Here is a 24413-nt window from a genome sequence, read left to right on the forward strand (position 1 = left end):
AACTGATGAGGGGGAGCTGGGGATGCTGACGATTGGGTGTCACCTATCCACGACGAAGGGCTATCGGGCGATGGGGGAGACGGCGCTATCCATTGGCGCCAATACCTTTGCATTCTTTACGCGCAACCCGCGCGGCGGCAAGGCGAAAGACCTTGACATGGATGACGTGGCGGCCCTGCGCGAGCTTATGGAACAAAACGATTTTGGTCCCCTCGTGGCCCATGCTCCGTATACCTATAACCCCTGCTCGGCCAAAGAGCGGGCGCGCGAGTTTGCCCTGGAGGCTATGGCGGAAGATTTGCAGCGTCTGGAAGCACTGCCCGGCAACTACTACAATTTTCACCCCGGTGCGCATGTGGGACAGGGGGCAGACGCCGGCATTCAGATGATTGTCGACACGCTGTGCCAGGTGATGTTTGAGGGACAGCAGACGACGGTATTGCTCGAGACCATGGCGGGCAAGGGCACCGAGGTGGGCCGCAGCTTTGAGGAGCTGGCGCTCATCATCGAGGGCGTTGCCGACAAGCGCCCCGAGCTGTCGGCCAAGTTGGGCGTTTGCCTAGATACCTGCCATGTGAATGACGCCGGCTATGACATCGTCCGCGATCTTGACGGTGTGCTTGACGAGTTCGATCGTGTGGTGGGTATCGAGCGCCTGCGCGCCGTGCACATCAATGACTCCAAGAATCCCCGCGGTGCCCATAAGGACCGGCATGAGTGCATCGGCAAGGGCTACCTGGGTAGTGAAGAGTTTGGCGGCGGTATGCAGGTTATACAGAATATTGTATCGAATGGCCGCTTGCGCGCATTGCCATTCATTTTGGAGACACCGAACGAACTTGCAGGTTATGCGGCTGAAATCAAACTGTTAAGGTCATTGCAGCAGTAATGGCTGCCATAAAGTGGGACGCTCCATTCACGTTATGGGTTTGTTTCAATCAGTTTTCTAATTGCAGATTCTTCCAAGCGGGTGCATAATAATCCTCAGTTTTTGCAGACCTCTGAATCACGTGGGGTCATTGGAAGGAGACTGATTATGAAGCTGAAGAAGCTTGGCGCATTTGCCGCCACGGGCGCCATGGCGCTCGCCCTCGCTCTGACGGGCTGCGGCTCGTCCAACGCCACCTCTGGTTCTAATGCCGGTTCCAGCAGCTCTGACGACGCTAAGGTCGAGAAGGTCGACGGCTCCAAGGAGTACGCGCTCGTCAAGGACGGTACGCTGACCGTCGGCACCTCTGCCGAGTACGCTCCGTTTGAGTACAAGGATGACAACGGCGATTATCAGGGCTTTGACCTTGAGCTCATCAAGGCTATCGGCGACAAGCTGGGCCTGGATGTCGAGTATGTCAACAACGACTTTGACACGCTGGTTCCGGGCGTCGCTTCGGGCGCCAAATATGACGTTTCCATCGCGGCTATCACCGACACGCCCGAGCGTGAGAAGGAAGTCACTTTCTCCGATTCCTACTACATGGACGATCAGGCTATCGTGACCAAGGTCGATAACACCGACATCACGGCCGACAACTACAGCGAGAAGCTCAACAACGCCGATGCTACCATCATCGTCCAGTCTGGCTCGACCGCCGAGTCCTTTGCCCAGGAGAACTTCCCCAAGGCCAAGATTGTCCCCTACAAGGACGCCACCGAGTGCTTCAGCGCCCTGCAGTCCGATAAGGGCGACGCCGTAGTCACCAACCGCTCCGTTGCCAGCCAGCTGACCGCCGAGCAGTTCAACACCTGCCAGACCATTAAGCAGATTAGCACCGGCGAGGAGTATGCCATCGCCATCAACCAGGGCAACACCAAGCTCAAGGACGACATCAACCAGGCCATCAAGGACCTGACCGACGACGGTACCGTTGACGCCCTCATGGCTAAGTACAACATCAAGTAAACAGATACTTGATTGCGTGTGGGCCCTTTCCGTTTAGCGGAGAGGGCCTTTGCGCTTCTCTCGACGGAGAGTGTTTCCGTCTCTATTTGCCGGCAACTTCTACGATAGGAGCCACCTTGTCTCGACTGAACAAAGGGGCCGCGGAGCAGCGTTTTCCACTGCCCGCCTTGCTCCAAAAGCTAGTCTGCGTCATGGCCGTGGCGCTCGCGCTGGTGTGTGTGTGGGCATATGCGCCCACGACCGCCCAGGCGCTTGAGACCGCAAAGATTACCGCCCGACCCAACACCGGTTCGGGCAGCGCTGTGGTCGGCGGTACCGAGACGCGCATTACCTGGGAGGTCCAGGCCGATGCCGACGAGGAGCTGAGCGGTCTTTCGCTGACGTTTGTCGACGGCACGACGTTTGGTACCGATGACACGCGATTGACGATGCTCTCGGGCGAGGACCTCATGGATCGCACACCCATGAAGCCCACGTGCACGGCTGATGGCCAGACGCTCAAGATTGACTTTGGCGAGACGGCGCCTGCCGGCGGCTTTTTCCGTGTCGAGGTGTACGGCGTGACCTTCCCCGTCGAAGGCGGCGACGAGGCCTTTAGCGGCGCCTATACGCTCGCCGACGGTTCGACCAAGAAGATTTCCAAGATTCCTTCCGTCGAGATTAAGGGCGTGACGGCCTTCGATAACTTCCAGGCCGATCTTAAGGAACAGCCGTGGGTCGAGGCTTGGAATTCCAATATGTTCCTGCGCCTGTTCTTGAACCCGGTCATTTTGGTCCAGAGCCTGCCGGTCGTATTTAAGGGCTTCCTTATGTCGCTCTCGATCGTGCTTGTGGCGTTTCCGCTGGCAATCCCCTTTGGCTTTGCCTTGTCGCTCATGCGCATCTCCAAGTCGCGCATCCTGCGCTGTCTTGCCGGCATCTACGTGAATATCATCCGCGGTACGCCGGCGTTCCTGCAGATCTATATCGCGTTCTTTGGCCTGCCACTTGCCGGCGTCAAGGTGGACGACTACGTCTTGGGCGTTATCGTCATGGCCATGAACTCGTCTGCGTACCTGTGCGAGATCTTCCGTGCCGGTATTCAGTCGATTCCCAAGGGCCAAAACGAGGCTGCCCGCTCGCTGGGCATGAATGCCTTCCAGACGTTGCTCTACGTTATGATTCCGCAGACGTTCCGCAATGTCCTGCCTACGCTGACCAGCGAGTTTATCCTGCTTTACAAGGATACGTCGCTGCTCGCCGCCGTGGGCGTGGTCGAGATCGTCATGAATGCCCGCACCATCGTGGCGACGACGGGCTCCATCACGCCGTATGTGGTTGCCGCCCTGTTCTATCTGGTCATTACCCTGCCGCTTGCGCGCTTGGTGAGCGGTCTTGAGGCGAGACTTCTGGGGACGGCCGAAACCAAAAAGAAGCGTCCCACCAAGAGCGCCGGACAGGTTGTCGCGACACCCGCCGATCATATTGCAGGTCTGTAAGGAGGTTCTATTATGAGCGAAACCAATAACTCGAACGAGGTCGTCGTCAGCATCAAGAATCTCCAGAAGGCCTTTGGCGATAACGTGGTCCTGCGCGACATCGATCTGGATGTGCACAAGGGTGAGGTCGTCGTGGTCCTGGGCCCCTCGGGCTCGGGTAAGTCGACGATGCTTCGCTGCATTAACCGTCTTGAGGAGCCCACGAGCGGCTCGATTGTCGTCGAGGGCGTGGATGTGTGCGCCAAGGGCGTCGACCTCAATAAGGTGCGTACGCACTTGGGCATGGTGTTTCAGCAGTTCAATCTGTTTCCGCACCTGTCGGTCAAAAAGAACGTCATGCTTGCGCAACAAAAGGTGCTCAAGCGCAGCAAGGAAGAGGCCGAGAAGATTGCCGTCGAGGAGCTGACCAAGGTCGGTCTGGCCGAGCGCATCGATTTTATGCCGAGCCAGCTTTCGGGCGGCCAGCAGCAGCGCGTGGCCATCGCCCGCGCCCTGTCGATGAATCCGCACGTGATGCTCTTTGACGAGGCTACGTCGGCGCTTGACCCCGAGCTCGTCCGCGACGTTCTGGGTGTCATGCGCGATCTTGCGCGTGACGGCATGACGATGATCGTGGTGACGCACGAGATGGGCTTTGCCCGCGACGTCGCCGACCGCGTCGTCTTTATGGACGGTGGCGTTATCGTGGAGGAGGGCACGCCGAGCGAGGTCTTCGACCATCCCAAGAGCGAGCGTACCAAGGCGTTTTTGGGCAACATCTCGTAGCTGCTTTATGTGGCTGACATAGCAGAAAACTGCAAACATCATTGTGCTTGCCGTAATTGCCGCCGGCTTATTCTTTGGATTCCGGCGTATTGTCGCATCGACGCATGGCAAATGCTGTTGCGGCGATGGGGCGGGCAGAAAGAAGGTCAAGAGGGTCGCGGTCGCGGACACCGATGTGTCTCACTACCCCTATAGCGATGAGCTGCTTATTGGCGGTATGAGCTGCGGCGGCTGCGCGCAAAATGTGACGAACGCCCTCAACGCTCTCGATGGCATTTGGGCCACGGTGACGTATACAGACCACACGGCGTGCATCCGTTCTAAAAACCCGATCGATCGTGAGGTACTTGAGGCTGCCGTGAGGGATGCGGGCTATTACGTCATAAAGCCGTAGGGCCGGGCGTGCGCTTGCGCCTAGGCTCGGCCGCGCAGCTCGATGTCTTGGATATCGTCGAAGCCGATGGCGATGTCTCGGAGTTTGAGCAGTTTGAACGCGGGGAGCACTTCGTCGAGAATGCCGGTTCGGCTACGATAGCCGTATGTATCGTAATAGGTGACACGTACCAAGTCGCCGCGTTTGAGGCCCTCGAGCTTTTCCGAAAGCTCGAGGGCTTTTTCTTCCGTGAGTTCGCATTTGGGCTCAACAGAGATTTCTTGTTTGCGCACGAGCTCGTAGTATCCCGTGAGGGCGGCAAAGGGCATAAACTGCGCGGCGCGGTTGGCGCGAACGGCACCGTTAGCGGTGAGCTTGGGGTCGGCGGCGCGACGTCTTCCCTCGGGGTCCGCCAGGCGTTCAAAAGGCGTCGGTGGCCGCATCGGCTGTTGTTGGGCCTTAGGCACGGTGTCCTCCTACCTGATCGTTGCGTTCGCGTGCGGTGGCGCCGGCGGTAAAGCTTAATCCCTTGACCAGGGCATTCTTGCCGTACTTGCCCTTCACGGCCAGAACGGCGCGGGCCAGGTCACGCTCGCGCTCGTCGGCCTTAACATCGCTAAACAGATCGATGGTGGCAAATTCCTCGGGCATGAGGTTGCCAAAGCCCAAATTGATGCGCTTGACCGGTCGTTTGGGATCGACGGTCTGCGCCCAGAGCTCATCGAAATGGCCCATGATCTTCTTAAACGAATTGGTGCGCTCGGGCAGCTTGCGCGAAGCGTTAGAGTGCGCAAAGAGCGCGGCATAGCCGCCACGCGGTTTGCCGCCATGCTCTCCCACAAAGATGCCGTCGATTGCCTGTGCCTCGCGCACCAGACGGCGTCGTTCGTCATCGCGCTGGACGGGCTTGGGTGCACGGGGTGTGAGCTCGGGGCCGGCGGTTGCGGCGGGTTCGATGCTCGACGTGCTCGAACGCAAATGTCCGCATCCGTCTACATATTGCGCTGTGCCGCTGGCGTCGAGGCGGCGTATGTCGGCGCGCTCGCTCGCGTAGCCCACAAAGAGCGAGATGCTGTCGCAGACCACGTGCTTATCGACCAAGTCCAGTACGGCGGCATCGACCATCTCGCGCAAGACGGTGTAGGCCTGCTCGTAGGCATAACCCTTCGAGAGCACTTGTCCTGTGGTGGTTGAAGTTGCCTGCGGGCGATAGGCCTGAATATCGGCGATAGTTGTCGGCTCGCGCCCAAAGGCGTGGTCGATGAGATACTCGGCATTGACGCCGAGTTCGTCGTAAAGCAGGTTTTCGTCGAGCGCGGCGACGCCCATCAGATCGTATGCCCCGTACTTTTCGAGGCGGGCTGCCACGCCGGGGCCGATGCCCCAGATATCGGTGATGGGGCGATGGGGCCAGATCTCCTTGCGAAAGGTCTCGTCGTCGAGTATGCCGATGCGGCTGGGTACGTGCTTAGCGGTAATGTCGAGCGCCACCTTGGCCTGGAATAGGTTGGGGCCGATGCCGACTGTCGCCGTGATGCCGGTGCGCGCGAGGACCTCATCGCGCAGCATGCAGGCAAAGCTTTTGGCATTGGTATGGTAGAGCTCTAGATAGGGTGTCACGTCGATAAAGCACTCGTCAATTGAGTAGACGTGAACGTCTTGCGGACTGACGTATTCCAGGTAGATACCGTAGATCTGCGCCGACACCTCCATGTAGTGCTGCATGCGCGGTACGGCCTTGATGTAGTCGATGCCGTCGGGAATCTCAAACAGGCGGCAGCGGTTGTGTATCCCGAGGTCCTTCATGGCCTGGGTAATGGCGAGGCAGATGGTCGTACGCCCGCGTGATTCGTCGGCAACGACCAGGTGGGTGGTGAGCGGATCGAGCCCGCGGTCGACGCACTCGACGCTGGCATAAAACGTCTTGAGGTCGATGCAGATATAGGTGTGACGCCCGTCCCCCACGCGTCCTCCCATCAAACACATGTTCTTATCGAATACATGTTCGATAATACCCGCTCGTCCGGACATCGTCAAAACCTGCCAAAAAGGGACAGGTTTATTTTGGTAGGTAAAACGCTTGACCGACCAAAACAAACCTGTCCCTTTTTGGCAGGTATGGTCGGGCGGTTGTATCGGGTTTTAACGCAGCTCTAAAGAGCGCGAAACAGCCCGGAAAACCTCGCTTCGTAGCATGAGCCTAACGATCGATACCACCATAAAGCACGGAAGGGTTGTGGGGATAATGGTCAACTATGGGTTTGGTATGCCGACGCGCCTTGTTGCGGATGGAGACGTGGCTCGCTGGTGTGGACGATTGGTCGCTCACTACGGCGGCACCAAGGCGCTGGTGGTGCTGGGCGGAGACAAGCATACGCGCGATGAGCTTGTCTCGGCGGCACTCGGTTCGCTTGACCGAGCTCTGCTCGAGCGCGTGCTTTTTCGTTGCGGCTCGGTTGAGGGCGACGGGGGAGACGAGCTGATCGACGAAGCTGTGGCCCTGGCGACCGACGAAGGCGTGGACTTTGTCCTGGCGATCGGCGATGCCGATACTGCCGGCTTTGCGCGCGAACTCGCGCGTCGCATGGCGGCGCTCGATGCCGGCGAAGACGGTTTTGTGCCTTATGGCTGTATTGTCTCGGAGGGCAAGGTGCCTGCCGTCGTGGGGGCCGGCGAGGTTCCCGTTTTTGCCATCATCGCGCCCGAACTGCTGGAGGGCATTGGGTCTCCTCTGCGCGAGCTGCTCGGCAGCGTGTGCGCCACGGCGTAGGAGGGCGTTATGCCGTATGTTCAGCTTGCTGTTGCTATAGCTTGCGAAAGTTCGTTTGGGCCATGAAGGAAAGGCGCCATCTTATGACAGGGTCGCCGCCGCTTTGACATTTGATGTATGGCGATTCATGCTTGTTTGCCGCCTGGAGCCCACGGTATGGCGCGCCTTGCGCGCGCAGGCGAATGGCGGCATGCCGTTTTACCGGGGACGAAGCGGGCTGAGTTTGAGGCTAACGTTGCAGAAATCTATAGATTGCACAACAGATGTTCCCATCAAGAGCGTTTGGTTCTGGAGGAACTTCGTAATGAGACGGCGATGCTTGATAGATATTCCACAAGTCTCTGTTGGGTCGCTGAGAGGGTCGATCCTTCTGCCGCTGGCTGGATAGCTTCGAATTCCCGCGTCGATGACGTGCGGATGCGACGTCCCGACTGATTCGTTTTCCGATAAAGTCCTGTTTTTATTTTCGCCTCGGATAATTGCTCGCGTCTAGGCAGATGCTAATGGCGAGAATGCCGCTAGCAGAATTGATCAACATTTTCTACAACCTCAGTGCTATTTTAGATCACACAAATTGAGAGCTTTATTGTGTAAGGGGAGCAGATTGTCCAGCCGGCCAGTATCGTGTGCTATCGATTTTGTTAAAAGCAATAGCCACCTACGTATTGGTCTTGTTGATGCCGATTTAATCGATCATGGCACGCGCCATCCAAACCTGGTTCTTCTTAAACTGAGTGGATATTTCAAGGCGAGGGGTCATAGCGTCGAGCTGATCGAGGCGTTTGAAGCAGTCCCAGATTACGATATCGTTTTCATCTCTTGCGTTTTCACATTTACGAACATACCGGAAGGCTTATTGGCCCTTCCAAACGTTGTCTATGGCGGTACGGGTTTTTATGAAGACGGCGGAGAAAACCTACCGGATGAGGTGGAGCATTTTCATCCCGATTACAGCCTGTATCAGTCGTTTGTCGAAAAGCAGCTTGCTTCCGGCAGGAGGCGTAGCCAATATGCTGACTACCTTGATTACTCGATTGGTTTTACTACGAGAGGTTGTTTTAGAAAGTGCAGCTTCTGCGTAAACCAAAAGTACGATCACGCCTTTAAGCACTCGCCTGTTTCTGAGTTCCTAGACGAAGACAGGCCCTACATTTATCTCTGGGATGATAATTTCTTTGCGTTTCCCGGTTGGCGAGAGATCTTGGATGAACTTCGTGAGACGGGCAAGCCGTTTCAGTTTCGCCAAGGTCTTGACGTGCGTCTTATGACCGATGCGAAGGCAAAAGCTCTTTCCGGCTGCCGTTATCACGGGGATTATATTTTCGCCTTCGACCACATCGAAGACCGTGAGCTCATAGAAAGAAAGCTGCGCATTTGGCGAACTTGGTCAGATAAGGGTACCCGTCTGTATGTTTTGAGCGGCTATGATTCTCAGGACGCGCAAGATATTGCCAATGTGTTCGAACGCATCTCGATTCTAATGAAATACGGCTGCCTACCGTATATCATGCGGTATGAAAAATACAAAGAGTCTCCTTTACGAGGCTTATATGTCACCATTGCCCGATGGTGCAACCAACCGCAGTTCTTCAAAAAGAAATCGTTTCGAGAATTCTGCGAGGCAAACCAAGCGCTCCACAAAACGAAGGGGACGCTTTGCTCCGCTTATGCGGCAATGACTTCATTTGAACAAGAGTATCCAGAAATCGCAAAACGCTATTTTGATTTGAAATTTGAGGAAAGAAATATGCTTCGCTGGTATGGAAGGCAGTTTATTGGTACCCCTTCTAAGGACGTTGACGATATCCAGCGAAATGCATGGGCACGGTTTGCCACTGGGGAGTCAAGTACTGAAGAAGTTCTAGCAGCTTATTATGCCAAAAACCTTGATATTGTTTGGTTGGCAAGTGCTGGCGAAATGAGTTCCGGGGGGGGGGCTTTCGAAGGAGCTGTTCTCGCTGCTGCGTGAAGCGAGCCTCAGGCAAGTGTTCCATGCCGTTTGTAGTCTGCAACCGTGCGAGTTGATTACGGCTGCCAATATTCCACAGTTTAGCAACCTAGAGGCCCTCGATGCTGCTGTGCGTATTCTCACGCTGATTGGCGAGCCCCTCACGTTTGAGAAGCTCGGCATTTACCTGACTGGCGATAGAGGCAAAAAGGCTACGGCAAACATCAAATATGGTGAGAACCATGGAAAGCTAGCAACGCTTCTCGACCTCGCTGATGTAAAAGGCGAACGGAGGGGGATCGAGATCGTGGCGTCTCCGTTTTCCGACCTGTACTGCGCTCTTCCGGATGATGAAAAGCAGAATATGCTTGCAAAACTGTGCTTCCGCATCCCGGTTATTAGAGAGCTGCTATGTGATGCGGCGAAGGCCGATGATGGGGAACCGGTTTATATCGAGGATTATCTAAGACCATTGTCGGATTCGACGAAAAAGCGGCGAGCTCCCAACGTTGCGGGCCTCCTTCGCTTGATTGACGGTCAGTGCGGTACTGAAGACCGGGCACTATCTGTTGCCATTTCACGGATCGGCAGGCGCTGATGGGTCTGAAGGAGCTGCATATCGGAACATCTTATGAGACGCTTGGGGATGTGGACCCCGTATCCGACTTCTATATACCGGCACTTTCACAGGCTGTTGAATATGACCGAAGTGTAGGGTTTTTCTCGTCTGCAAGTCTTGCTCTTGCGGCTAGGGGCGTCGCGGGGTTAATTCATAACGGCGGGACCATGCGCCTGATTGTTAGCCCAAATCTAAACGAGCGTGATATCGATGCGATTAGGCAAGCTGCCAACAATCCAGATGAGGTAATTGAAGACATAGCAAGCGAGCTCCTTGGGAATATTGACGCCCTTGCCGATGAAATCGAGCGTGACCATGTCAAGGCGCTCGGTTGGATGCTTGCAAAAGGGCTTCTGGAAATGAAGATTGCCGTGATCGTTGATGAAGACGGCAATGTACGGGCTGGCCAGCTCTATCATCAAAAAATCGGCCTTATTGAGGATTGTGACGGCGATGCGCTCTCATTTAGCGGCTCGGTAAACGAGACGGCGTCGGGATGGCTGCTTAACTGCGAAGAGTTCAAGGTGTTCAAAAGCTGGGAGCCGGGACAACTCGATTTTTATCAATCTGATCGGGCAAAATTTGAATCACTTTGGAATGGTGAACATAAGAGCGTAAAGACGTTCGTCCCAACGCATTCGTTTTGCGAGAAGCTCGTTTCTGCTGGCGCCAATTTTGAACTCGAGCATAGCGTTATTGCCAATTATCGTCGAACTCGCAAGCAAGCGCGGATCTCTCTCTTTCCTTACCAAAAAGAGGCGCTTGAAGCATGGCTTGCGAATGACGGTAGGTTGTTATTCGAGATGGCGACGGGGACCGGTAAAACGCGCACCGCCCTTGCTTGTGTTGGGGAGCTTCTTGCTCGAGAGAAGAAGTTTGTCTGCATCGTTGCTACGCCGCAGAGTACATTGTCGCGTCAATGGGAGAAGGAGACCGCCGCTTTAGGGCTGCAGTTCGACAAATCTGTATTTGCCGATTCATCTGCCGGACCGAGCGCTCGTTGGCTTAAGGAAATCTCTTCGGCGATTTCCAGGATACGCATAGGGCGATCGTCGAGCTTGATTATCTATACCACCCACAAGAGCGCATGCAGCAAGAAGCTGCTAGATATTATCAACAAACTCCCTGATACGGTGGCTACATGCATCGTCGGCGACGAGGTCCATGGAATGGGCTCGCCGAAGCAGCGCGCCGGGCTTTTGGAGAGGTACCGGTATCGAATTGGCCTGTCTGCTACGCCGTCCCGTTGGTTTGATGAGGATGGAACCGAGCTCATTCGCAGATACTTTGGTGACAGGTCTTTTGTGTTTACGATTGCTCAGGCTCAAAACACTATTAATCCGATAACAGGTGATACGTTCCTCTGTCCCTATGAGTATCATCTTGTGTTTTCTAGCTTGAACGACGAAGAGCTAGATAAATACTGTGCTTTGACGAAGAGGATTGTGGCGGCTAAGAATAGCCCACTGCCAGATGCGGAAGAGCATGTCGAAAAGCTTCTTCGCGATAGGGCAGAAATCAAAAAAGATGCCGCTTCGAAGATGGTCCACTTTGAAGACTTGATTGATTCGGTTGATTTGACCGGAGCAATCGTTTTCACTTCGCCCCACAGAATCTCGGAAGTGTGTTTGATGCTCGGTTCGCATGAGATTGCGGCGCATCGTTTTACCGAAGAAGAGGGAACGGCGAAGCGGGCGGAGTATGGCGGTCTGAGCGAGCGTGAGTATCTTTTGGACGCATTCAGGCAGGGCGACATTCAAACGCTCGTGGCAATCAAATGCCTTGACGAGGGCATCGACATTCCCGAAGCGAAAACGGCCGTTTTGCTGTCGAGCAGCACGAATCCGCGCGAGTACGTCCAAAGGGTGGGCAGGGTGATTCGCCGACACCCCGGAAAGAAGATTGCCCATATCTACGATTTCGTAATTGAGCCGGATTGGAAACGAATCAAAGAAATGGGCGGCATTGAACTCGAGAAAAAGCTGTTCAAGCAAGAGATGGTTCGCATCGAAGACATGCGCGCGAATGCAGTGAACAGCACTGATTTGTTATTTGAGGTACAGGACCGTTTGAGGAGGGCAAATGGCTATTAATCGGCAAGTACTCGAAAGCGTCAAAAAGGAATGCACGGGCGATCAAGCCATGCTCCATTTCCTGCTTGAGCTTATTTCGTACGAAATGGAAGGAAACGGCAGCTATCGAAAGCGGTATGAGCAGGAGCTGGATTCCGCGGTAAGGAAGAGCGATGAGATTCAAGCAGATTGAGATTCACAACTATCGTCAGTATCGTGATCTGACACTTGAGTTTCGTCCGGGCGATCACGACCTGCAGTTAATCGTTGCCGATAACGGCGTTGGCAAGACAAATTTGCTCAATGCATTTACTTGGTGTTTATACGGTGATGAGCCTCACCTCGGCAACAGCAAGTATGACGCCGGAGAGCCCAAGCTAAACAAGGAGGTTATCGCCGAGTGCGTTCAGAATGGCGTTTGGGTGGAAAACGTTAGCGTTGTTGTGACCGTCGAGCTGGGCGATACGAAGAATACTACCGTAAAGATTAGACGTTTTGTTCCATTTCGCTTGCTTCAGAAAGATAAGCTAGAGTTCCTTGAGAAAAAGGCCGACGAGCGGTTTACGGTAACAGTGACGAATGGGGTTGATGGCCAAGCTCGTTCACTTAAGAATGAAGGAGCAACGGCATACATCAATCGCTATCTTCCCGAATCAATTCGAGAGTATTTCTTTTTTGATGGTGAGCAGCTCAATACCTATTTTCAGGAGACAAAGGGCGATCGCATCAAAGAAGCGGTGTATTCAATTTCGCAGATTGATGTGCTGTCGAGGACGATCGACCATCTAAAGGCGACCGTTTCCGGAAAGAAAAGGGATGCGTCTTCAGCTTCAAGCAGCACGGAACAAACTTACAAGAAACTCAGCGAGTTTGAAGAGACCCGCAATGGGTGTATCAAACAGATAGAGGATAAGGAGGCCAGCTTGTCTGAGGCGAAGCGGCGGCTGGCTGATATCGACGGACAGCTGCGCGGCGTTGAGGATGTGCGTGGCATCGAGAACGAGCGGGAGGCGGCTCTAGAGCTCGAAGGAAGATTCAATGATCGCTATGAACAGGACCGAGCTAAATACTACGAATTCGCTCGTAAGATGATGGTTGATTTTAACCTTTATCCCGTTGCGAAGAAGACTCTCGATGTCATTGAAAGGATGGAGAGAGAGGGGCATCTGCCTCCTTCGATCGACCCCGAAAAGCTTCAAAAGGCTCTCAACATGGGCACATGCACGTTGTGCGGCCATTCCTTAAATGAAGAAGAGCGTTTGCATATTAAGGCCATGCTCGATCAATTTAAGGTGAGTAGCGAAACATCGAATATTCTCTCGTCGATGCGAAGTGAACTTAAAAGAATTGTCGATTCCGTTAAACGATACCCAGACGAGCGAAAACGGGCTCTTCAACCACTTCTGAAAGATGAACAAGACCTCGACCAAATTGGCCGTCAGCTTAATGACATCAATGCGCGAATTGCAAAGTTTGCTGAATCTTCGGATGATTTGAAGCGTCTCTTCGAAGAGAGGGAGCAGCTCGATAGGGAAATAGATCTGCTGAATCAAGGTATCGGCGCGTTTCAAAGCAATAAGTCCGAGATGGATGGAAAAATCTCGGTGTGGGAGAAAAAGCTAAAAACAGAGCTTGAGAAGGACAAGAAGACGGAGGCAGCAAATCGGGCAATCTCATTTGGCAATCGTGCGCTCAACGTATTAAAGGCCGCCGAAAAGGCGATCGTTGATGACGTGAGAAAGCGAATGGAGTCGCGTACAGAGGCTCTGTTTAAGGGGCTTGTTTGGAAGAACTCCAAGTGCGACCGCGTTGAGCTGACGGAGCGTTATCAGTTGTCGCTCTATGACAGGCAAGGTTATTCGTGTGCGGGAACTTGCTCCGCAGCGGAGAGATCATTGCTTGCACTTTCTTTTACATTGGCAATGCACGAAGTCTCGGGGTTTGATTCCCCGTTGTTCATTGACACGCCCATTGCGCGTGCTTCTGGTGAAAACAGGGAAAACTTCGCAAAAACGCTGGTCGAAGTAAGCAAGAACAAGCAACTTATCTTAGCGTTTACGCCGGATGAGTATTCCGAGGCGATTTCGCGTGAGTTTGAACCAGCCATTGCGACGTATACGCGCTTGCGTTTGGATGAGCAAGAGTCGGAAGTCATGAAGGAGGTCGAGTATCGTGGCTAATGAGAGTACGCCTTTCGCTACTATTCTCAATACGACTGATGAGGCATTTGAGGGCATCGTAAAGACCATGAGTTCATTCCCTCTGTTTGACGGAATGACAAATGAGGACAAGATGCTGTTTGCTTTGGCTTTGGGTTATCACGAGGGCCTCAAGCCTGAACTAAAGAGGCCGAGAAACTTAACTAGGGCGGAATATTTATCCGACAAATTCAAGGCAGTTGCCAATGCAATTAATCTCGCAGATGCCGGATTTGAAAACACGGAAGTCGTTCGAGACAGGAAGGCCGCGTCTTCTCTTGTAGAGCGCTATGCCAACGGTGGATTTCAATTGCTCGAAGGAGAGGTAACTGAGCTTTCTGATGCAGAGGCGGTTGCCGACGATTATGTTGCACGTATGGATGAGATGTACGAGGAGTATACGGGGGAGAAGATCGACTGATGTAGCGGACTCGTGACCTTGCGTTTTAAAGTGTTCGGCAAGGTGGGATGTTCATTCCGATAGTGGTTCAAGCCGACTTGTCGTGTTGGGCTTGACACGCGTGTGGGCTCAAAGTCAGAATGCGCAAATGGATGCAGCCGGATGGTCTTGTTTTGAGAACCATCCGGCTGCATCCTTTTCGTTCTATGGGCGATCTGACAACCTATGGGCTTTGGCCCCGATCGTTTTGGCGGACCCGCGCGGTAAAATCTCGTGCTCCATTGTTTCCCTTTGAATGGTAATCGACCGGAAACTGCTCGTTAACAGGGCAAATCTCAGGACAGGCGCTGTTGGTAACCGATGAACGAGAGGGGTTTGGTGTTGCCATGTCCAGGATTGTCGAGCATCCCATTTTGGGTGCTCCCAGCAAGGGGAGTCGAGTCGTTTTTACCTATGACGGTGTTGAGATGGAAGGATACGAGGGCGAATCGATTGCCATGGCGCTTAAGGCCGCTGGTGTCGAGGTCCATCGCTTTACCGCCAAGCGCCACGAGCCGCGCGGCATCTTTTGCGCTATCGGTCGGTGCACCGACTGTGTCATGGTCGTGGACGGCAAGCCTAACGTACGTACGTGCATGACGCCGCTCGTCGCCGGTATGGACGTGCGCACGCAAGACGGCGTTGCCTCGCTCGATTTGGATGACCCGCGTGCCAAGGCTCTGGTTGCCGAGGTGGCTGCAAGCCCTGCTGCCGTAAAGGAGGCTGAGTAGCATGGAGCGTCATGATCTGGTCGTGGCCGGCGCCGGTCCCAGCGGCCTTTCCGTTGCCATCGAGGCTGCCAAGCGCGGGCTCGACGTCGTCGTGTTTGACGAAAACGCTCGTCCCGGCGGTCAGCTGTTCAGACAGATTCACAAGTTCGTGGTGATTCCGGCGGTGCTCATGTATTACCTGGATGTCGAGGTTGCCACGGTGCCGCGCTTGGCACAGCTAGTGCGCCGTGTGTGGGGCGTTGACGAGGCGGGCGATATGGCCGTCGCCCGTATCTTCAGCATGATGCTCGCCTAATACCTGCCAGGAAGGGACAGGTTTATTTTGGTAGGTAAAGCGTTTGACCTGCCAAAATAAACCTGTCCCTTTTTGGTCGGTCGCCGTTTGGGGGCGGATTGGCAACGCTCGCTGATTACGGTCTTGACCTGCGCTAGAATAGGGGCATCTGATTATCCGGGTGCATGGAGGTTTGCGCCCGTATGTTGAGGAGGACTTTATGGCAACTGTTGCCGCACCTATCGACGCTACGTCGACCGCCGCTTGGAAGGCGCTCGAGGCTCATCAGGAGAAGCTCGAGGCCGAAGGTATCGACCTCAAGGCCTGGTTCGCTGCCGATGCAGAGCGCGTGAACAAGCTGAGCTTTGACGCCGGTGACCTGCACTTCGACCTGTCCAAGAACCTGGTGACCGATGAGACCGTCAAGCTGCTGTGCGATCTTGCCCGCGAGGTGAAGCTCGAGGAGCGCCGCGACGCCATGTTCTCCGGCGAGCACATCAACACCACCGAGGACCGCGCCGTCCTGCACACCGCGCTGCGCCGTCCGGCAAGCGAGAAGGGCCAGCTCATCGTTGACGGCCAGGACGTCGTCGCCGACGTGCACGAGGTCCTCGACCGCATGTACGCCTTTGCCGAGCGCGTGCGCTCCGGTGAGTGGAAGGGCGTTACCGGCAAGAAGATCGAGCATCTGGTGTCCATCGGCATCGGTGGCTCCGATCTGGGCCCGGTCATGGCCTACGAGGCCCTGCGTCCCTACGCCGACGCCGGTATCGACTGCCGCTATATCTCCAACATCGACCCCAACGACCAAGCCGAGAAGCTCAAGGGCCTGGATCCCGAGACCACGCTCGTGATTATCGTCTCCAAGACCTTCACCACGCTCGAGACCCTCACCAACGCTCGCGAGGTCAAGACCTGGATGCTCGAGCAGCTCAAGGCTCAGGGTGCCATCGACGGCTCCGATGAGCAGAACGCCGAGGCCGTGGCCAAGCACTTCGTTGCCGTTTCCACCGCACTCGACAAGGTCGAGGCCTTCGGCATCGACCCCGCTAACGCCTTCGGCTTCTGGAACTGGGTCGGCGGCCGCTATTCCGTCGACTCCGCCGTGGGTCTGTCGCTGATCGTCGTGCTCGGCCCCGAGCGCTTCCAGCAGTTCCTCGAGGGCTTCCACGCCATCGACGAGTACTTCTGCAACACCCCGCTCGAGAACAACGCCGTCGCGCTGATGGGCCTGCTCAATGTCTGGTACGTCAACTTCTTCGGTTCCAAGAGCCACGCCGTACTGCCGTACTGCCAGTACCTGCACCGTTTCCCGGCCTACCTGCAGCAGCTCACCATGGAGTCCAACGGCAAGCACGTCCGCTGGGACGGCAGCGCTGTGACCTCCGATACCGGCGAGATCTTCTGGGGCGAGCCCGGCACCAACGGTCAGCATGCCTTCTACCAGCTGCTGCACCAGGGCACTGTGGTGGTTCCGGCCGATTTCATCGCCTTTGCCAATACCGCCAACCCTGCGACCGATAGCGGTCAGGACGTGCATGAGCTGTTCCTGGGCAACTTCCTGGCCCAGACCAAGGCGCTCGCCTTTGGTAAGACGGCCGACGAGGTTCGTGCCGAGGGCACGCCCGAGCAGATCGTCCCGGCCCGTTGCTTTGAGGGCAACCGCCCGACGACCTCGATCTTCGGCGACACGCTGACCCCGTTCGCACTCGGCGAGCTCATCGCCCTGTACGAGCACATCACGTTTGTCGAGGGCACGGTCTGGGGCATCGACTCCTACGACCAGTGGGGCGTCGAGCTGGGCAAGCAGCTTGCCAAGCAGATTACCCCGGCCTTCCACGATGACGCCGCCAAGGCCGAGCAGGACGCTTCGACCCAGGCGCTCATCGAGTTCTATCGCGCGCATCGTAAGTAGTCGCTGCTGTTAACGCATCGCGCCTTATAGTCAGGGGCCCGTATCCTATCGGATGCGGGCCCCTTTGCTTTGCCGTAGTCCCGGGGCGCACGGCCTTTGTGGAACATCGCCGGGGCGCCGCGCGCCGCGAGAACCCTGCGCCTAGATCTCGGCCTCCGCATGGTCTCGCTGCGCCTCGGGCAGCTCCCCGTAGAGCGGATGGTCTTCGAGCCTAAAGCGCTCGACCTGTTCGGGAGTGTGGCCGCGCACAAAGAGCCACGAGCGATCGATCGGCGTCGCCATGAGCGTGCTGGGCAGCGCGTCGGCGCGTTCGGAAAACACCCGGGCACTCTCGGGATCCTGGAACGCCAGCACCAGATGCGTGTCGCAGTTGCCCATGATGGAGCGTGCGCGTGCCTCGCCATAGAGCGCATCGAGCTGGTTGGTCGACTGCAGCAGCAGCGTTGCCCAGATGTTGCGGCTTCGGATAATCGAGAGCACGTTGTCGATCTGGGGGATCTGCAGATTTGCGAAGTCATCGAGCATAAAGCGCACGGGCACGGGCAGGCTGCCGTCGGGCTGCCTATCGGCCTCACGAATGAGGCCCATAAACGCCTGCGAAATAAAGAGGCCGGTCAGCGGATCGAGATTGCGGTCAATATCGCTCACGGTTACAAATAGGGCGCAGGGGGTGTGTCCCATGGAAGCGAAGTCCACCTGATGGCACTCACGATAGAGCTGTGCCGCACCGTCGAATCCCAGACACATGACCTTTTCGGCAAGGATGCCGACGATGCTCGCGTGCATGCGCTCGGCATTTTGCGTAATGGCGTAGCGCCGCCATAGCGAGAGGGCATAGCTTTGGGGGTCGATCGTGATCAGGTCGTCAAACAATCGACCCGTGGCACCGTCCTGCAGGTGCTCGATCAGCTTGATGACCGAGCTGATCGTCTGCTCGTCGGCGGGTAGCTGTTCGGTGACGTAGGCGATAAGACACGACAGCAGGTTTGCCGCCGCATGATCCCAAAAAGGCTGGTTGTTGTCCTCGATGGGGCAGATGGCCTTTGCCACCGAGAGGATGTCCTGCTGGTTGGGCCTGCCGTCCGCCTTGCGGCGAATGTGCCTCAGGGGGTTGTAGCCGCAGCGCTCGATGCCGGGCGCAAGGGCCGGGACGGTGTTGAGGTCGGCGAAGTTGAGACATTGCACGCGGTAGCCGTGGGCTGCCAGCACGGGTCCCACTTCGCGACAGAGCGTGCCTTTGGTGTCGAGCACGATGTAGCTTGCGTTCATTTGCAGCAGGTTGGGCTTGAGGACGTTTCGGGTCTTGCCGGCTCCCGAGGGGCCGATCACAAGTGTGTTGTTGTTGAGTCCCGTTTGGCGGGTGTCGCAGGAAAGCATTCGATCCTTGGCGAGGATGGTGGACGATGCGGACTCAGATGCGGCGAGGCGGCTGGTGAGGTTAGACATGGGCGACCTCCTTGGTGGTCGAGAGGATTTCGTGGGCAAAGCCGAGCTCGACGGCGCGCTCGGCCGAAAGGTAGGTGTCTTTTGCGGTGAGGGACTGGATGCGCTTGGGCGTGAGGCCGCTGCGGTCCGAGAGGATTTGCGTGAGGGTCTTGCGGGTCTGCATGAGACGCCGGCTGGTTTCCTGCAGCGCAAGTGCCGAGCCGCCTGCCCCCTGGGGGATCAGCGGGTCGTGAATCATGAGCTCTGCATGGGGCGCCATACGGCGATCGTCGCCGCCCATAAAGATCACGGCGCCCATGGACGCGGCGAATTCCAGGCAGACGGTGCGGATGGGGCACGATGCGAGGCGCATGGCGTCATAGATCGCAAGACCCGATCGCACGCTTCCGCCGGCGCTGGCGACAAATATGGTGATGGGGCGGCTGGGGTCGGCGGCATCGAGCAGACGGATCTGCTGGCATAGGTCGTGGGCCATCGGGGTTTCGATGTTTCCCATGACGGAGAGCTCGCGACGGGCGAGCATCTCATCGTAAATGCTGGTGAGCGTGATACCTCGGGCGGATTCACGCATGGTGAGGGGGCTGATGATGGGGGAATGATTGGTGTCCATGAGGACTCCTTTCTGTTGGTTGTGTTGTGGAATAGGATTGTTGCCCGCGGAGGGGCTGGCGGGCTACAGGGTTCGTCCGAGCCTGAGATCGAGCTCGGTTGTGGGGCAGGCTGCCTGTTCGTACGGCTCGCAAGCGCCAAGGGCTCCAAAGCGATGGAGCGTTGCGACGGGCGTGGTGTAGGCGAGCCGCAGCTGATGCTCGACAGGGGCACATCCGTCATTTTTGTAATGAGCCGCGTAGTACTGCGCGATGCTGGCGTTCATCTCGCTGCCATTGCGATGGCGCTCAAACTGGCGTCTGCAGGTCTCGATGATCTTTGCTACCGACTTGGGTGCCGTCGCGGGAACAAGGGCGAGATAGCCATCAAATAGCTCGTTGATGCTCAGGAGGCACAGCAGGTCGATCAGCGTCCTTATGGCTGCTCCCTCGGCGGAAAAGTGCGCGGTCATGCGGTTATATCGGTTGCGGTCGACGATGGCCGCATGGGGTCTTGGAGTTTTCTGCCCCGTGGTCCCGGGCTTTTGCCGCGCCTGTGTATTGAGCTCGACGTTGCAGCGCTTGAGGCCGTCCAACGGAAGGAACAGTGCGGTGCGCAGGGTGTTCCGCTTGCTTTCGAGTTCATGACGCTCGTCGGGTTCCCATTCGAGCTTGAGTTTCGTGTCGAGCGCCGTAAGCATATGGGCTAGGCAGCCTACGGCAAGAACGTACGAATCGTTGCCGCGTTTTGGGGCATAGGGGTCTGTCAGCTTGCGAATGTCGGGGTCGCCCATGATCTTTGTGCAGAGCTTCAGCAGTTGAGGGTGGTCGGCCAGGATCGTCGCGAGCGGTAGCGACGCGTAGTTCTTGATGGTCGCGGCGGCAAAGGCGGCGTCATATTCGTTTGCATATGCTCGCTCAATGCGGGCATCCAGAATGCTTTTCTTATCGCCGTCTTCAGCGTGGTGGTTTGTCATAGCTTCTCCAATCGGTTGATGTTCGTGCTGTTTGTTGATGTGTTGGTTGTCGTGAGTGATGTGCTTGCCGTGGGTGATGTGCTGACGTTGGGGTGCTATGCGGTTTTCAATGAGCCCGTGAGACAGTTGCTGCAGGGGCGGGATGGAACGGCCCATGCAAGGCGGAAGGCATCGTGCTCAAAATCGAGACAGCAATGCCCTGGGTGCCTCACATGTGGCAGTTACCTCATTAAGTTGTCATTACGTTTGGGGTTGTACTTTGCCGATCTTCCTTCTCTTACACGCTAAAACTCAAACTTCATATGCTCGATCTACTTAAAACCGCAACGGCGGTCTTTTATCAACTTATATGTCGGAACGCGTCTTTGCAAGTACTTTTTTGCCTTTGTTTCAAATGGGGTGGTTTTGCAACCGTCATACGTGCGCTGTGCGAACGTGCCCCGGCTCGGATAAGATAGTGCGCGATAAAAACGATGCAAGGAGGCTTATATGGCAATCAAAGCCATCGCAATGGATATCGACGGTACGCTCACCAACGACCAAAAGGTCATCAGCCCGCGTACGCGCGAGAAGCTGCTCGCGGCGCAGGAGTCGGGCATTAAGCTCATTTTGGCTTCGGGCCGTCCCGCATGGGGGCTGCACGCCTTGGCGCAGGAGCTCGACCTTCATAACCATGACGGTCTGCTGGTGGCCTTTAATGGCGCTCACGTCGTCGATGCCCAGACCGACGAGGTGCTGTTCGATCAGGCTATGCCTGCCGACGAATTGTATCGCCTGATTGATCATCTGCGCAATTTCGACGTGATCCCTATGATTTCGCTCGGTCGCGATCTGCATGTCGAGGATTCGTACCGCTGCATGATTACGCTGCCGGATGGCTCGCAGAAAAACATCGTCAAATACGAGCGCGATGCCTGCGACCTTAAGATCCGCGAGGTGGAGAGCCTGCATGAGGTCGTGGACACTTATCCCGTGGACAAGCTGCTCACTGCTGGCGACCCGGCCTATCTGCAAGCGCATCACGAGGAGATGTATGCGCCCTTTACTCAGACGCTTTCGGGTATGTTTACGGCCGACTGGTACTTTGAGTTTACGGCTCCCGGTATCGACAAGGCCCGCGCGCTCGAGGGTGCCCTGCCCAAGCTCGGCATCGATGCCAGCGAGGTCGTCTCGTTTGGCGACGGCCAGAACGACAAGTCCATGATTGAGTGGGCCGGCACCGGTGTTGCCATGGGCAACGCGGTTGACGAGGTTAAGGCCGTGGCCCAGATGGTGACTGCCAATAACAACGAAGACGGCATTGCGGTGGCGCTGGATAAGCTGCTGGGTTAGAATCGCCGATTAATGCATGGTTCGGGCGCCTGCTTACAGGCGCCCTTTTGTTAGGGAGGGTGCCGTGTCCGCATTTCCGTTCGACGCCGTTATCTTTGACATGGACGGCGTCATTGTCGATACCGAGTATTACTACCTGAGCGAGACTGCCGCGTTTGCCAAGGAGCTTGGGCTTAACCTGACTCAAGAGGAGTTGAACGGGCAGATCGGTACCTCACATCAGTTCTTCCTGCATATGCTGGTCGATTGGTTTGAGCGCGCCGGTAAGGGGCATTTCACTGGCGAGGAAGCGTTGGCCCGTTGGGACGAGTGGGCGCATAAGCGTCCGCGCGACTATCAGGCTTTGATTAACCCAGGCGCCGTGGATACGATTCGAGAGCTGCCGCGCCGCGGCGTTCGCGTGGCGCTTGCCAGCTCGTCTCCCATGGATAGCATCGAGGAAGTGCTCAATGCGTGCGGGCTGTCGGATGCCTTTGAGTATGTGGTGAGCGGCGAGCAGTTTAAGGAGAGCAAGCCCGAGCCCGACATCTACCTGCATGCGCTGGACCTGCTGGGACTGCCCGCGAATCGCTGCTGCTGCGTTGAGGATTCGGTACCTGGTATCACTGCCGGCAAGCGAGCCGGCCTGACGGTCATTGCCAAGCGCGAGGAACGCTTCGGCTTTAGCCAAGATGCCGCGGACAAGATTATCGACCAGCTGCCGGAGCTGCTGGAGCTTGCGTAGGACTTGGACGGCACGTCTGCCGTCATAATGGTATCGTTGTCGTCTTTTTGCCCAGAGGGGTTAGCGAAGGCCAAAAACAGAGTGCGCATTTGTTAAAACTGCCGATTCGATGCGCTTTGCGTCACAATTTTTGAGCGAGGCGATGCGCATCGAGGTCCTTGTGAGCGATTTGATGAGCGACTGCGCGCTTGTTTCTGTGTTTGCCTCTGCCGGCGCATCGGTCTCGAGCAGTAAACGATCGAGTGGAATCTGTCGTGCGTATTCGCGTCCTCGTTTAGACGCGAGCATGCGTTCGTTGACAGAAAAATAGCAGCTCGCATTACGCGCGCGGACGAGTTCGTCCGAAGTACCGCTAAACCAGTGGAAGATGATAGCGGGGGAGTCGGGGTTTGGGATGAGTAGACCATGCGATTCGAGGACGTCCAGTACGGCTCCTGCCGAACGAACGGCGTGAATCGATATCACGCGCCCGGCAAGAGGACACTGCACGAGCGCATCGCAGAGCCGGTCAAGTGCCTGTATTTGCAGCGGTTCGCTTCCGGCAAAGCGCGCGGAAAAGTCGAGTCCCACCTCGCCGATGTAGCGCTCTTGGGCAGCAACTTTGCAAAGCAGATTGACTTCGGCAGGACCGCAGCGGCCGTCGGCGAGCCACCAGGGATGGAGCCCGACGCCCGCGATAATGTTTGGGTAACGGCTGGCCCGCTTTTTTGCTGCCGCGAAGTCGCGTGGGTCGACCCCGCAATCAAAGACCCCCAACCCTATAGCCGCAGTTTCGTCGGCAACAGCATTCGGGTAAGCCATCAAATCAAGATGGCAGTGTGCATCAAATAACCGGGGCTCCATCTCGGCGCACTCCGCTAGTCCAGGCGCTGGCCATCGGCGCGCACGCGCTCGGTGCCGCGCCCACTGATCTGGCGGATAACCTCGCCGGCAATCATCTGACCCATGATGGGCGGCATAAAGCTGGCGGTTCCGAGCTCGGTACGCTCGTGGATGTTGGAAGGGTCGCGGGGCTGTGTCTTAACCGATTCCTCGCAGCTAAACAATACATGTAGGCTCTTGATTCCGCGCTTCTTACATTCTTTGCGCATAATGCGGCTCATGGGGTCACGTACCGTATCGAAGATGTCGGCAAAGCGGAGGCACTCGGGATGGAGCTTGTTGGCCCCGCCCATGGAGCTAACCAAACGAATGTCGTGGTCCTGAGCATATTTGGCAATAGTGAGCTTGGCCGAGATGGTGTCGATGGCGTCGACGACGTAGTCGAGCTTGCTGCCCGTCTGCTCAAAAACGCTCGCAAAGAACTCGTCGATGTTGTCGCTCAACAGGTATTCGGTGCGCTTGATAACGGTGGCGGCGGGATTGATATCGCGAATCATGGCTTCCATCACGTCTACCTTGCGCTTGCCGACGGTGCTGTGGAAGGCGATGGCCTGGCGATTGATATTGCTGGGCGCGATGATGTCCTTGTCCAGAATGACGAAATGACCGATGCCGCCGCGGGCGAGTGCCTCGCAGCAATTGGAGCCCACACCTCCGCAGCCGAGCACCAGCACCGTAGCATCGGCGAGCTTATCGAGTGCCTCGCGGCCCATGATGATCTCGAGCTTGGTGTCGCGTGTCTCGATGGCGGCTGCGGCAACGGTTTCGGTCATAAATATCCTCCGATGGGGAAGCAGGTCGTGTTTTAGCTATCGCCATTATAGGTATTATCACGATGGTTGATTTCCGATCTCAGCCGAACACATTGAGCTGATGGCACGCTCCCGCAGTTAACCGAACGCCCCCGCGGCCCCTCTCGGGCCCCGGGGGCGCCATTTTCCCAGTTGAAGGAATGGTGGAGATGTGTTTCGATGGGTCCGGTGGCC

At 56.4% G+C, this 24413-nt stretch carries 24 protein-coding genes; 17 read left to right on the top strand and 7 right to left on the bottom strand.

Annotated elements, in window-relative coordinates:
* Positions 1-22: 22 nt before the first annotated feature.
* The 5 genes from ACTNBB_RS05095 (at position 23) to ACTNBB_RS05115 (ending at position 4534) form a co-directional block, all read left to right on the top strand.
* Positions 23-889 (top strand): deoxyribonuclease IV, encoded by an 867-nt coding sequence (locus ACTNBB_RS05095; protein WP_441056964.1) that lies wholly within the window; start codon positions 23-25, stop codon positions 887-889.
* 147 nt (positions 890-1036) lie between these two features.
* Complete coding sequence (locus ACTNBB_RS05100; protein WP_152067906.1) at positions 1037-1897, top strand: ABC transporter substrate-binding protein; 861 nt, start codon at positions 1037-1039, stop codon at positions 1895-1897.
* 116 nt (positions 1898-2013) lie between these two features.
* Positions 2014-3375 carry an ABC transporter permease subunit gene (locus ACTNBB_RS05105; RefSeq protein ID WP_441056966.1) on the top strand — a complete coding sequence of 454 codons (1362 nt, stop codon included), beginning with the start codon at positions 2014-2016 and terminating at the stop codon, positions 3373-3375.
* Between the two features lie 12 nt (positions 3376-3387).
* Positions 3388-4140 (top strand): amino acid ABC transporter ATP-binding protein, encoded by a 753-nt coding sequence (locus tag ACTNBB_RS05110; RefSeq protein WP_022094423.1) that lies wholly within the window; start codon positions 3388-3390, stop codon positions 4138-4140.
* Between the two features lie 175 nt (positions 4141-4315).
* A complete protein-coding gene (locus ACTNBB_RS05115) occupies positions 4316-4534 on the top strand; it encodes a heavy-metal-associated domain-containing protein (protein ID WP_427747961.1) in 219 nt (72 codons plus the stop codon).
* A gap of 20 nt (positions 4535-4554) precedes the next feature.
* Here the strand turns inward: ACTNBB_RS05115 and ACTNBB_RS05120 are convergent, their stop codons facing one another.
* The gene (locus ACTNBB_RS05120) at positions 4555-4980 is read right to left on the bottom strand and encodes a hypothetical protein (protein ID WP_441056970.1); all 426 of its coding nucleotides are present in this window, start codon (positions 4978-4980) and stop codon (positions 4555-4557) included.
* A complete protein-coding gene (locus ACTNBB_RS05125) occupies positions 4973-6544 on the bottom strand; it encodes a Y-family DNA polymerase (protein WP_441071035.1) in 1572 nt (523 codons plus the stop codon). Before ACTNBB_RS05125 ends, ACTNBB_RS05120 begins: the two co-directional genes overlap by 8 nt.
* 235 nt (positions 6545-6779) lie before the next feature.
* Here ACTNBB_RS05125 and ACTNBB_RS05130 point away from each other — a divergent pair, with 235 nt between their 5' ends.
* From ACTNBB_RS05130 to pgi, 10 genes are all read left to right on the top strand, one after another.
* Positions 6780-7283 (top strand): iron-containing alcohol dehydrogenase, encoded by a 504-nt coding sequence (locus tag ACTNBB_RS05130; RefSeq protein WP_441071037.1) that lies wholly within the window; start codon positions 6780-6782, stop codon positions 7281-7283.
* Between the two features lie 604 nt (positions 7284-7887).
* Entirely contained in the window at positions 7888-9252 is a 1365-nt protein-coding gene (locus tag ACTNBB_RS05135; protein ID WP_441068503.1) for a hypothetical protein, read from the top strand.
* Between the two features lie 52 nt (positions 9253-9304).
* The gene (locus tag ACTNBB_RS05140) at positions 9305-9829 is read left to right on the top strand and encodes a hypothetical protein (protein WP_441068505.1); all 525 of its coding nucleotides are present in this window, start codon (positions 9305-9307) and stop codon (positions 9827-9829) included.
* Positions 9829-11943, top strand: a complete 2115-nt coding sequence (locus ACTNBB_RS05145) for a DEAD/DEAH box helicase family protein (protein WP_427727804.1) — start codon at positions 9829-9831, stop codon at positions 11941-11943. Before ACTNBB_RS05140 ends, ACTNBB_RS05145 begins: the two co-directional genes overlap by 1 nt.
* Complete coding sequence (locus tag ACTNBB_RS05150) at positions 11933-12115, top strand: hypothetical protein (RefSeq protein ID WP_427727806.1); 183 nt, start codon at positions 11933-11935, stop codon at positions 12113-12115. Before ACTNBB_RS05145 ends, ACTNBB_RS05150 begins: the two co-directional genes overlap by 11 nt.
* Entirely contained in the window at positions 12096-14102 is a 2007-nt protein-coding gene (locus ACTNBB_RS05155; RefSeq protein ID WP_441056977.1) for an AAA family ATPase, read from the top strand. The genes ACTNBB_RS05150 and ACTNBB_RS05155 overlap by 20 nt, the downstream gene beginning before the upstream one ends.
* A complete protein-coding gene (locus tag ACTNBB_RS05160) occupies positions 14095-14541 on the top strand; it encodes a hypothetical protein (RefSeq protein WP_441056979.1) in 447 nt (148 codons plus the stop codon). Before ACTNBB_RS05155 ends, ACTNBB_RS05160 begins: the two co-directional genes overlap by 8 nt.
* Positions 14542-14906: 365 nt before the next feature.
* Positions 14907-15290 carry a (2Fe-2S)-binding protein gene (locus ACTNBB_RS05165; RefSeq protein ID WP_441056981.1) on the top strand — a complete coding sequence of 128 codons (384 nt, stop codon included), beginning with the start codon at positions 14907-14909 and terminating at the stop codon, positions 15288-15290.
* Between the two features lies 1 nt (position 15291).
* Positions 15292-15585 carry an FAD-dependent oxidoreductase gene (locus ACTNBB_RS05170; RefSeq protein ID WP_441056983.1) on the top strand — a complete coding sequence of 98 codons (294 nt, stop codon included), beginning with the start codon at positions 15292-15294 and terminating at the stop codon, positions 15583-15585.
* Between the two features lie 199 nt (positions 15586-15784).
* Complete coding sequence (gene pgi / locus ACTNBB_RS05175) at positions 15785-17479, top strand: glucose-6-phosphate isomerase (RefSeq protein ID WP_117817172.1); 1695 nt, start codon at positions 15785-15787, stop codon at positions 17477-17479.
* 141 nt (positions 17480-17620) lie between these two features.
* On the opposite strand, the gene ACTNBB_RS05180 is transcribed toward pgi, so the two are convergent.
* The 3 genes from ACTNBB_RS05180 to ACTNBB_RS05190 all read right to left on the bottom strand — a co-directional run bounded on the left by ACTNBB_RS05180 (position 17621) and on the right by ACTNBB_RS05190 (position 20489).
* On the bottom strand, positions 17621-18925 hold the full coding sequence (locus tag ACTNBB_RS05180; protein ID WP_441056985.1) for a VirD4-like conjugal transfer protein, CD1115 family: 1305 nt from the start codon (positions 18923-18925) through the stop codon (positions 17621-17623).
* Complete coding sequence (locus ACTNBB_RS05185) at positions 18918-19535, bottom strand: ATP-dependent Clp protease proteolytic subunit (RefSeq protein WP_427718549.1); 618 nt, start codon at positions 19533-19535, stop codon at positions 18918-18920. The genes ACTNBB_RS05180 and ACTNBB_RS05185 overlap by 8 nt, the downstream gene beginning before the upstream one ends.
* Before the next feature lie 63 nt (positions 19536-19598).
* Positions 19599-20489 carry a hypothetical protein gene (locus tag ACTNBB_RS05190; RefSeq protein ID WP_441056987.1) on the bottom strand — a complete coding sequence of 297 codons (891 nt, stop codon included), beginning with the start codon at positions 20487-20489 and terminating at the stop codon, positions 19599-19601.
* Positions 20490-20978: 489 nt separating this feature from the next.
* Here ACTNBB_RS05190 and ACTNBB_RS05195 point away from each other — a divergent pair, with 489 nt between their 5' ends.
* Both ACTNBB_RS05195 and ACTNBB_RS05200 read left to right on the top strand, forming a co-directional pair.
* Positions 20979-21821, top strand: a complete 843-nt coding sequence (locus ACTNBB_RS05195) for a Cof-type HAD-IIB family hydrolase (protein ID WP_441056989.1) — start codon at positions 20979-20981, stop codon at positions 21819-21821.
* A 64-nt stretch (positions 21822-21885) separates the two neighbouring features.
* A complete protein-coding gene (locus ACTNBB_RS05200) occupies positions 21886-22545 on the top strand; it encodes an HAD family hydrolase (protein WP_370450635.1) in 660 nt (219 codons plus the stop codon).
* A 60-nt stretch (positions 22546-22605) separates the two neighbouring features.
* Here ACTNBB_RS05200 and ACTNBB_RS05205 read toward each other — a convergent pair whose 3' ends face one another.
* On the bottom strand, positions 22606-23388 hold the full coding sequence (locus ACTNBB_RS05205; protein WP_441056991.1) for a TatD family hydrolase: 783 nt from the start codon (positions 23386-23388) through the stop codon (positions 22606-22608).
* 14 nt (positions 23389-23402) lie between these two features.
* Positions 23403-24200: a tRNA threonylcarbamoyladenosine dehydratase gene (locus tag ACTNBB_RS05210; RefSeq protein ID WP_441056993.1), complete on the bottom strand. Its 798-nt coding sequence runs from the start codon at positions 24198-24200 to the stop codon at positions 23403-23405.
* Positions 24201-24413 lie beyond the last annotated feature (213 nt).

It is taken from the genome of Collinsella sp. HCP28S3_B9, from assembly GCF_052066095.1.
GTDB lineage: Bacteria > Actinomycetota > Coriobacteriia > Coriobacteriales > Coriobacteriaceae > Collinsella.

Bases quoted from the DNA above. Each gene is read 5' to 3' on its own strand.
- ACTNBB_RS05155 (WP_441056977.1), top strand. From the start codon at position 12,096: ATGAGATTCAAGCAGATTGAGATTCACAACTATCGTCAGTATCGTGAT.
- ACTNBB_RS05150 (WP_427727806.1), top strand. From the start codon at position 11,933: ATGGCTATTAATCGGCAAGTACTCGAAAGCGTCAAAAAGGAATGCACG.
- ACTNBB_RS05195 (WP_441056989.1), top strand. From the start codon at position 20,979: ATGGCAATCAAAGCCATCGCAATGGATATCGACGGTACGCTCACCAAC.
- ACTNBB_RS05210 (WP_441056993.1), bottom strand. From the start codon at position 24,200: ATGACCGAAACCGTTGCCGCAGCCGCCATCGAGACACGCGACACCAAG.
- pgi (WP_117817172.1), top strand. From the start codon at position 15,785: ATGGCAACTGTTGCCGCACCTATCGACGCTACGTCGACCGCCGCTTGG.
- ACTNBB_RS05110 (WP_022094423.1), top strand. From the start codon at position 3,388: ATGAGCGAAACCAATAACTCGAACGAGGTCGTCGTCAGCATCAAGAAT.
- ACTNBB_RS05165 (WP_441056981.1), top strand. From the start codon at position 14,907: ATGTCCAGGATTGTCGAGCATCCCATTTTGGGTGCTCCCAGCAAGGGG.
- ACTNBB_RS05130 (WP_441071037.1), top strand. From the start codon at position 6,780: ATGCCGACGCGCCTTGTTGCGGATGGAGACGTGGCTCGCTGGTGTGGA.
- ACTNBB_RS05145 (WP_427727804.1), top strand. From the start codon at position 9,829: ATGGGTCTGAAGGAGCTGCATATCGGAACATCTTATGAGACGCTTGGG.
- ACTNBB_RS05180 (WP_441056985.1), bottom strand. From the start codon at position 18,925: ATGTCTAACCTCACCAGCCGCCTCGCCGCATCTGAGTCCGCATCGTCC.
- ACTNBB_RS05190 (WP_441056987.1), bottom strand. From the start codon at position 20,489: ATGACAAACCACCACGCTGAAGACGGCGATAAGAAAAGCATTCTGGAT.
- ACTNBB_RS05095 (WP_441056964.1), top strand. From the start codon at position 23: ATGCTGACGATTGGGTGTCACCTATCCACGACGAAGGGCTATCGGGCG.
- ACTNBB_RS05170 (WP_441056983.1), top strand. From the start codon at position 15,292: ATGGAGCGTCATGATCTGGTCGTGGCCGGCGCCGGTCCCAGCGGCCTT.
- ACTNBB_RS05100 (WP_152067906.1), top strand. From the start codon at position 1,037: ATGAAGCTGAAGAAGCTTGGCGCATTTGCCGCCACGGGCGCCATGGCG.
- ACTNBB_RS05185 (WP_427718549.1), bottom strand. From the start codon at position 19,535: ATGGACACCAATCATTCCCCCATCATCAGCCCCCTCACCATGCGTGAA.
- ACTNBB_RS05205 (WP_441056991.1), bottom strand. From the start codon at position 23,388: ATGGAGCCCCGGTTATTTGATGCACACTGCCATCTTGATTTGATGGCT.
- ACTNBB_RS05125 (WP_441071035.1), bottom strand. From the start codon at position 6,544: ATGTCCGGACGAGCGGGTATTATCGAACATGTATTCGATAAGAACATG.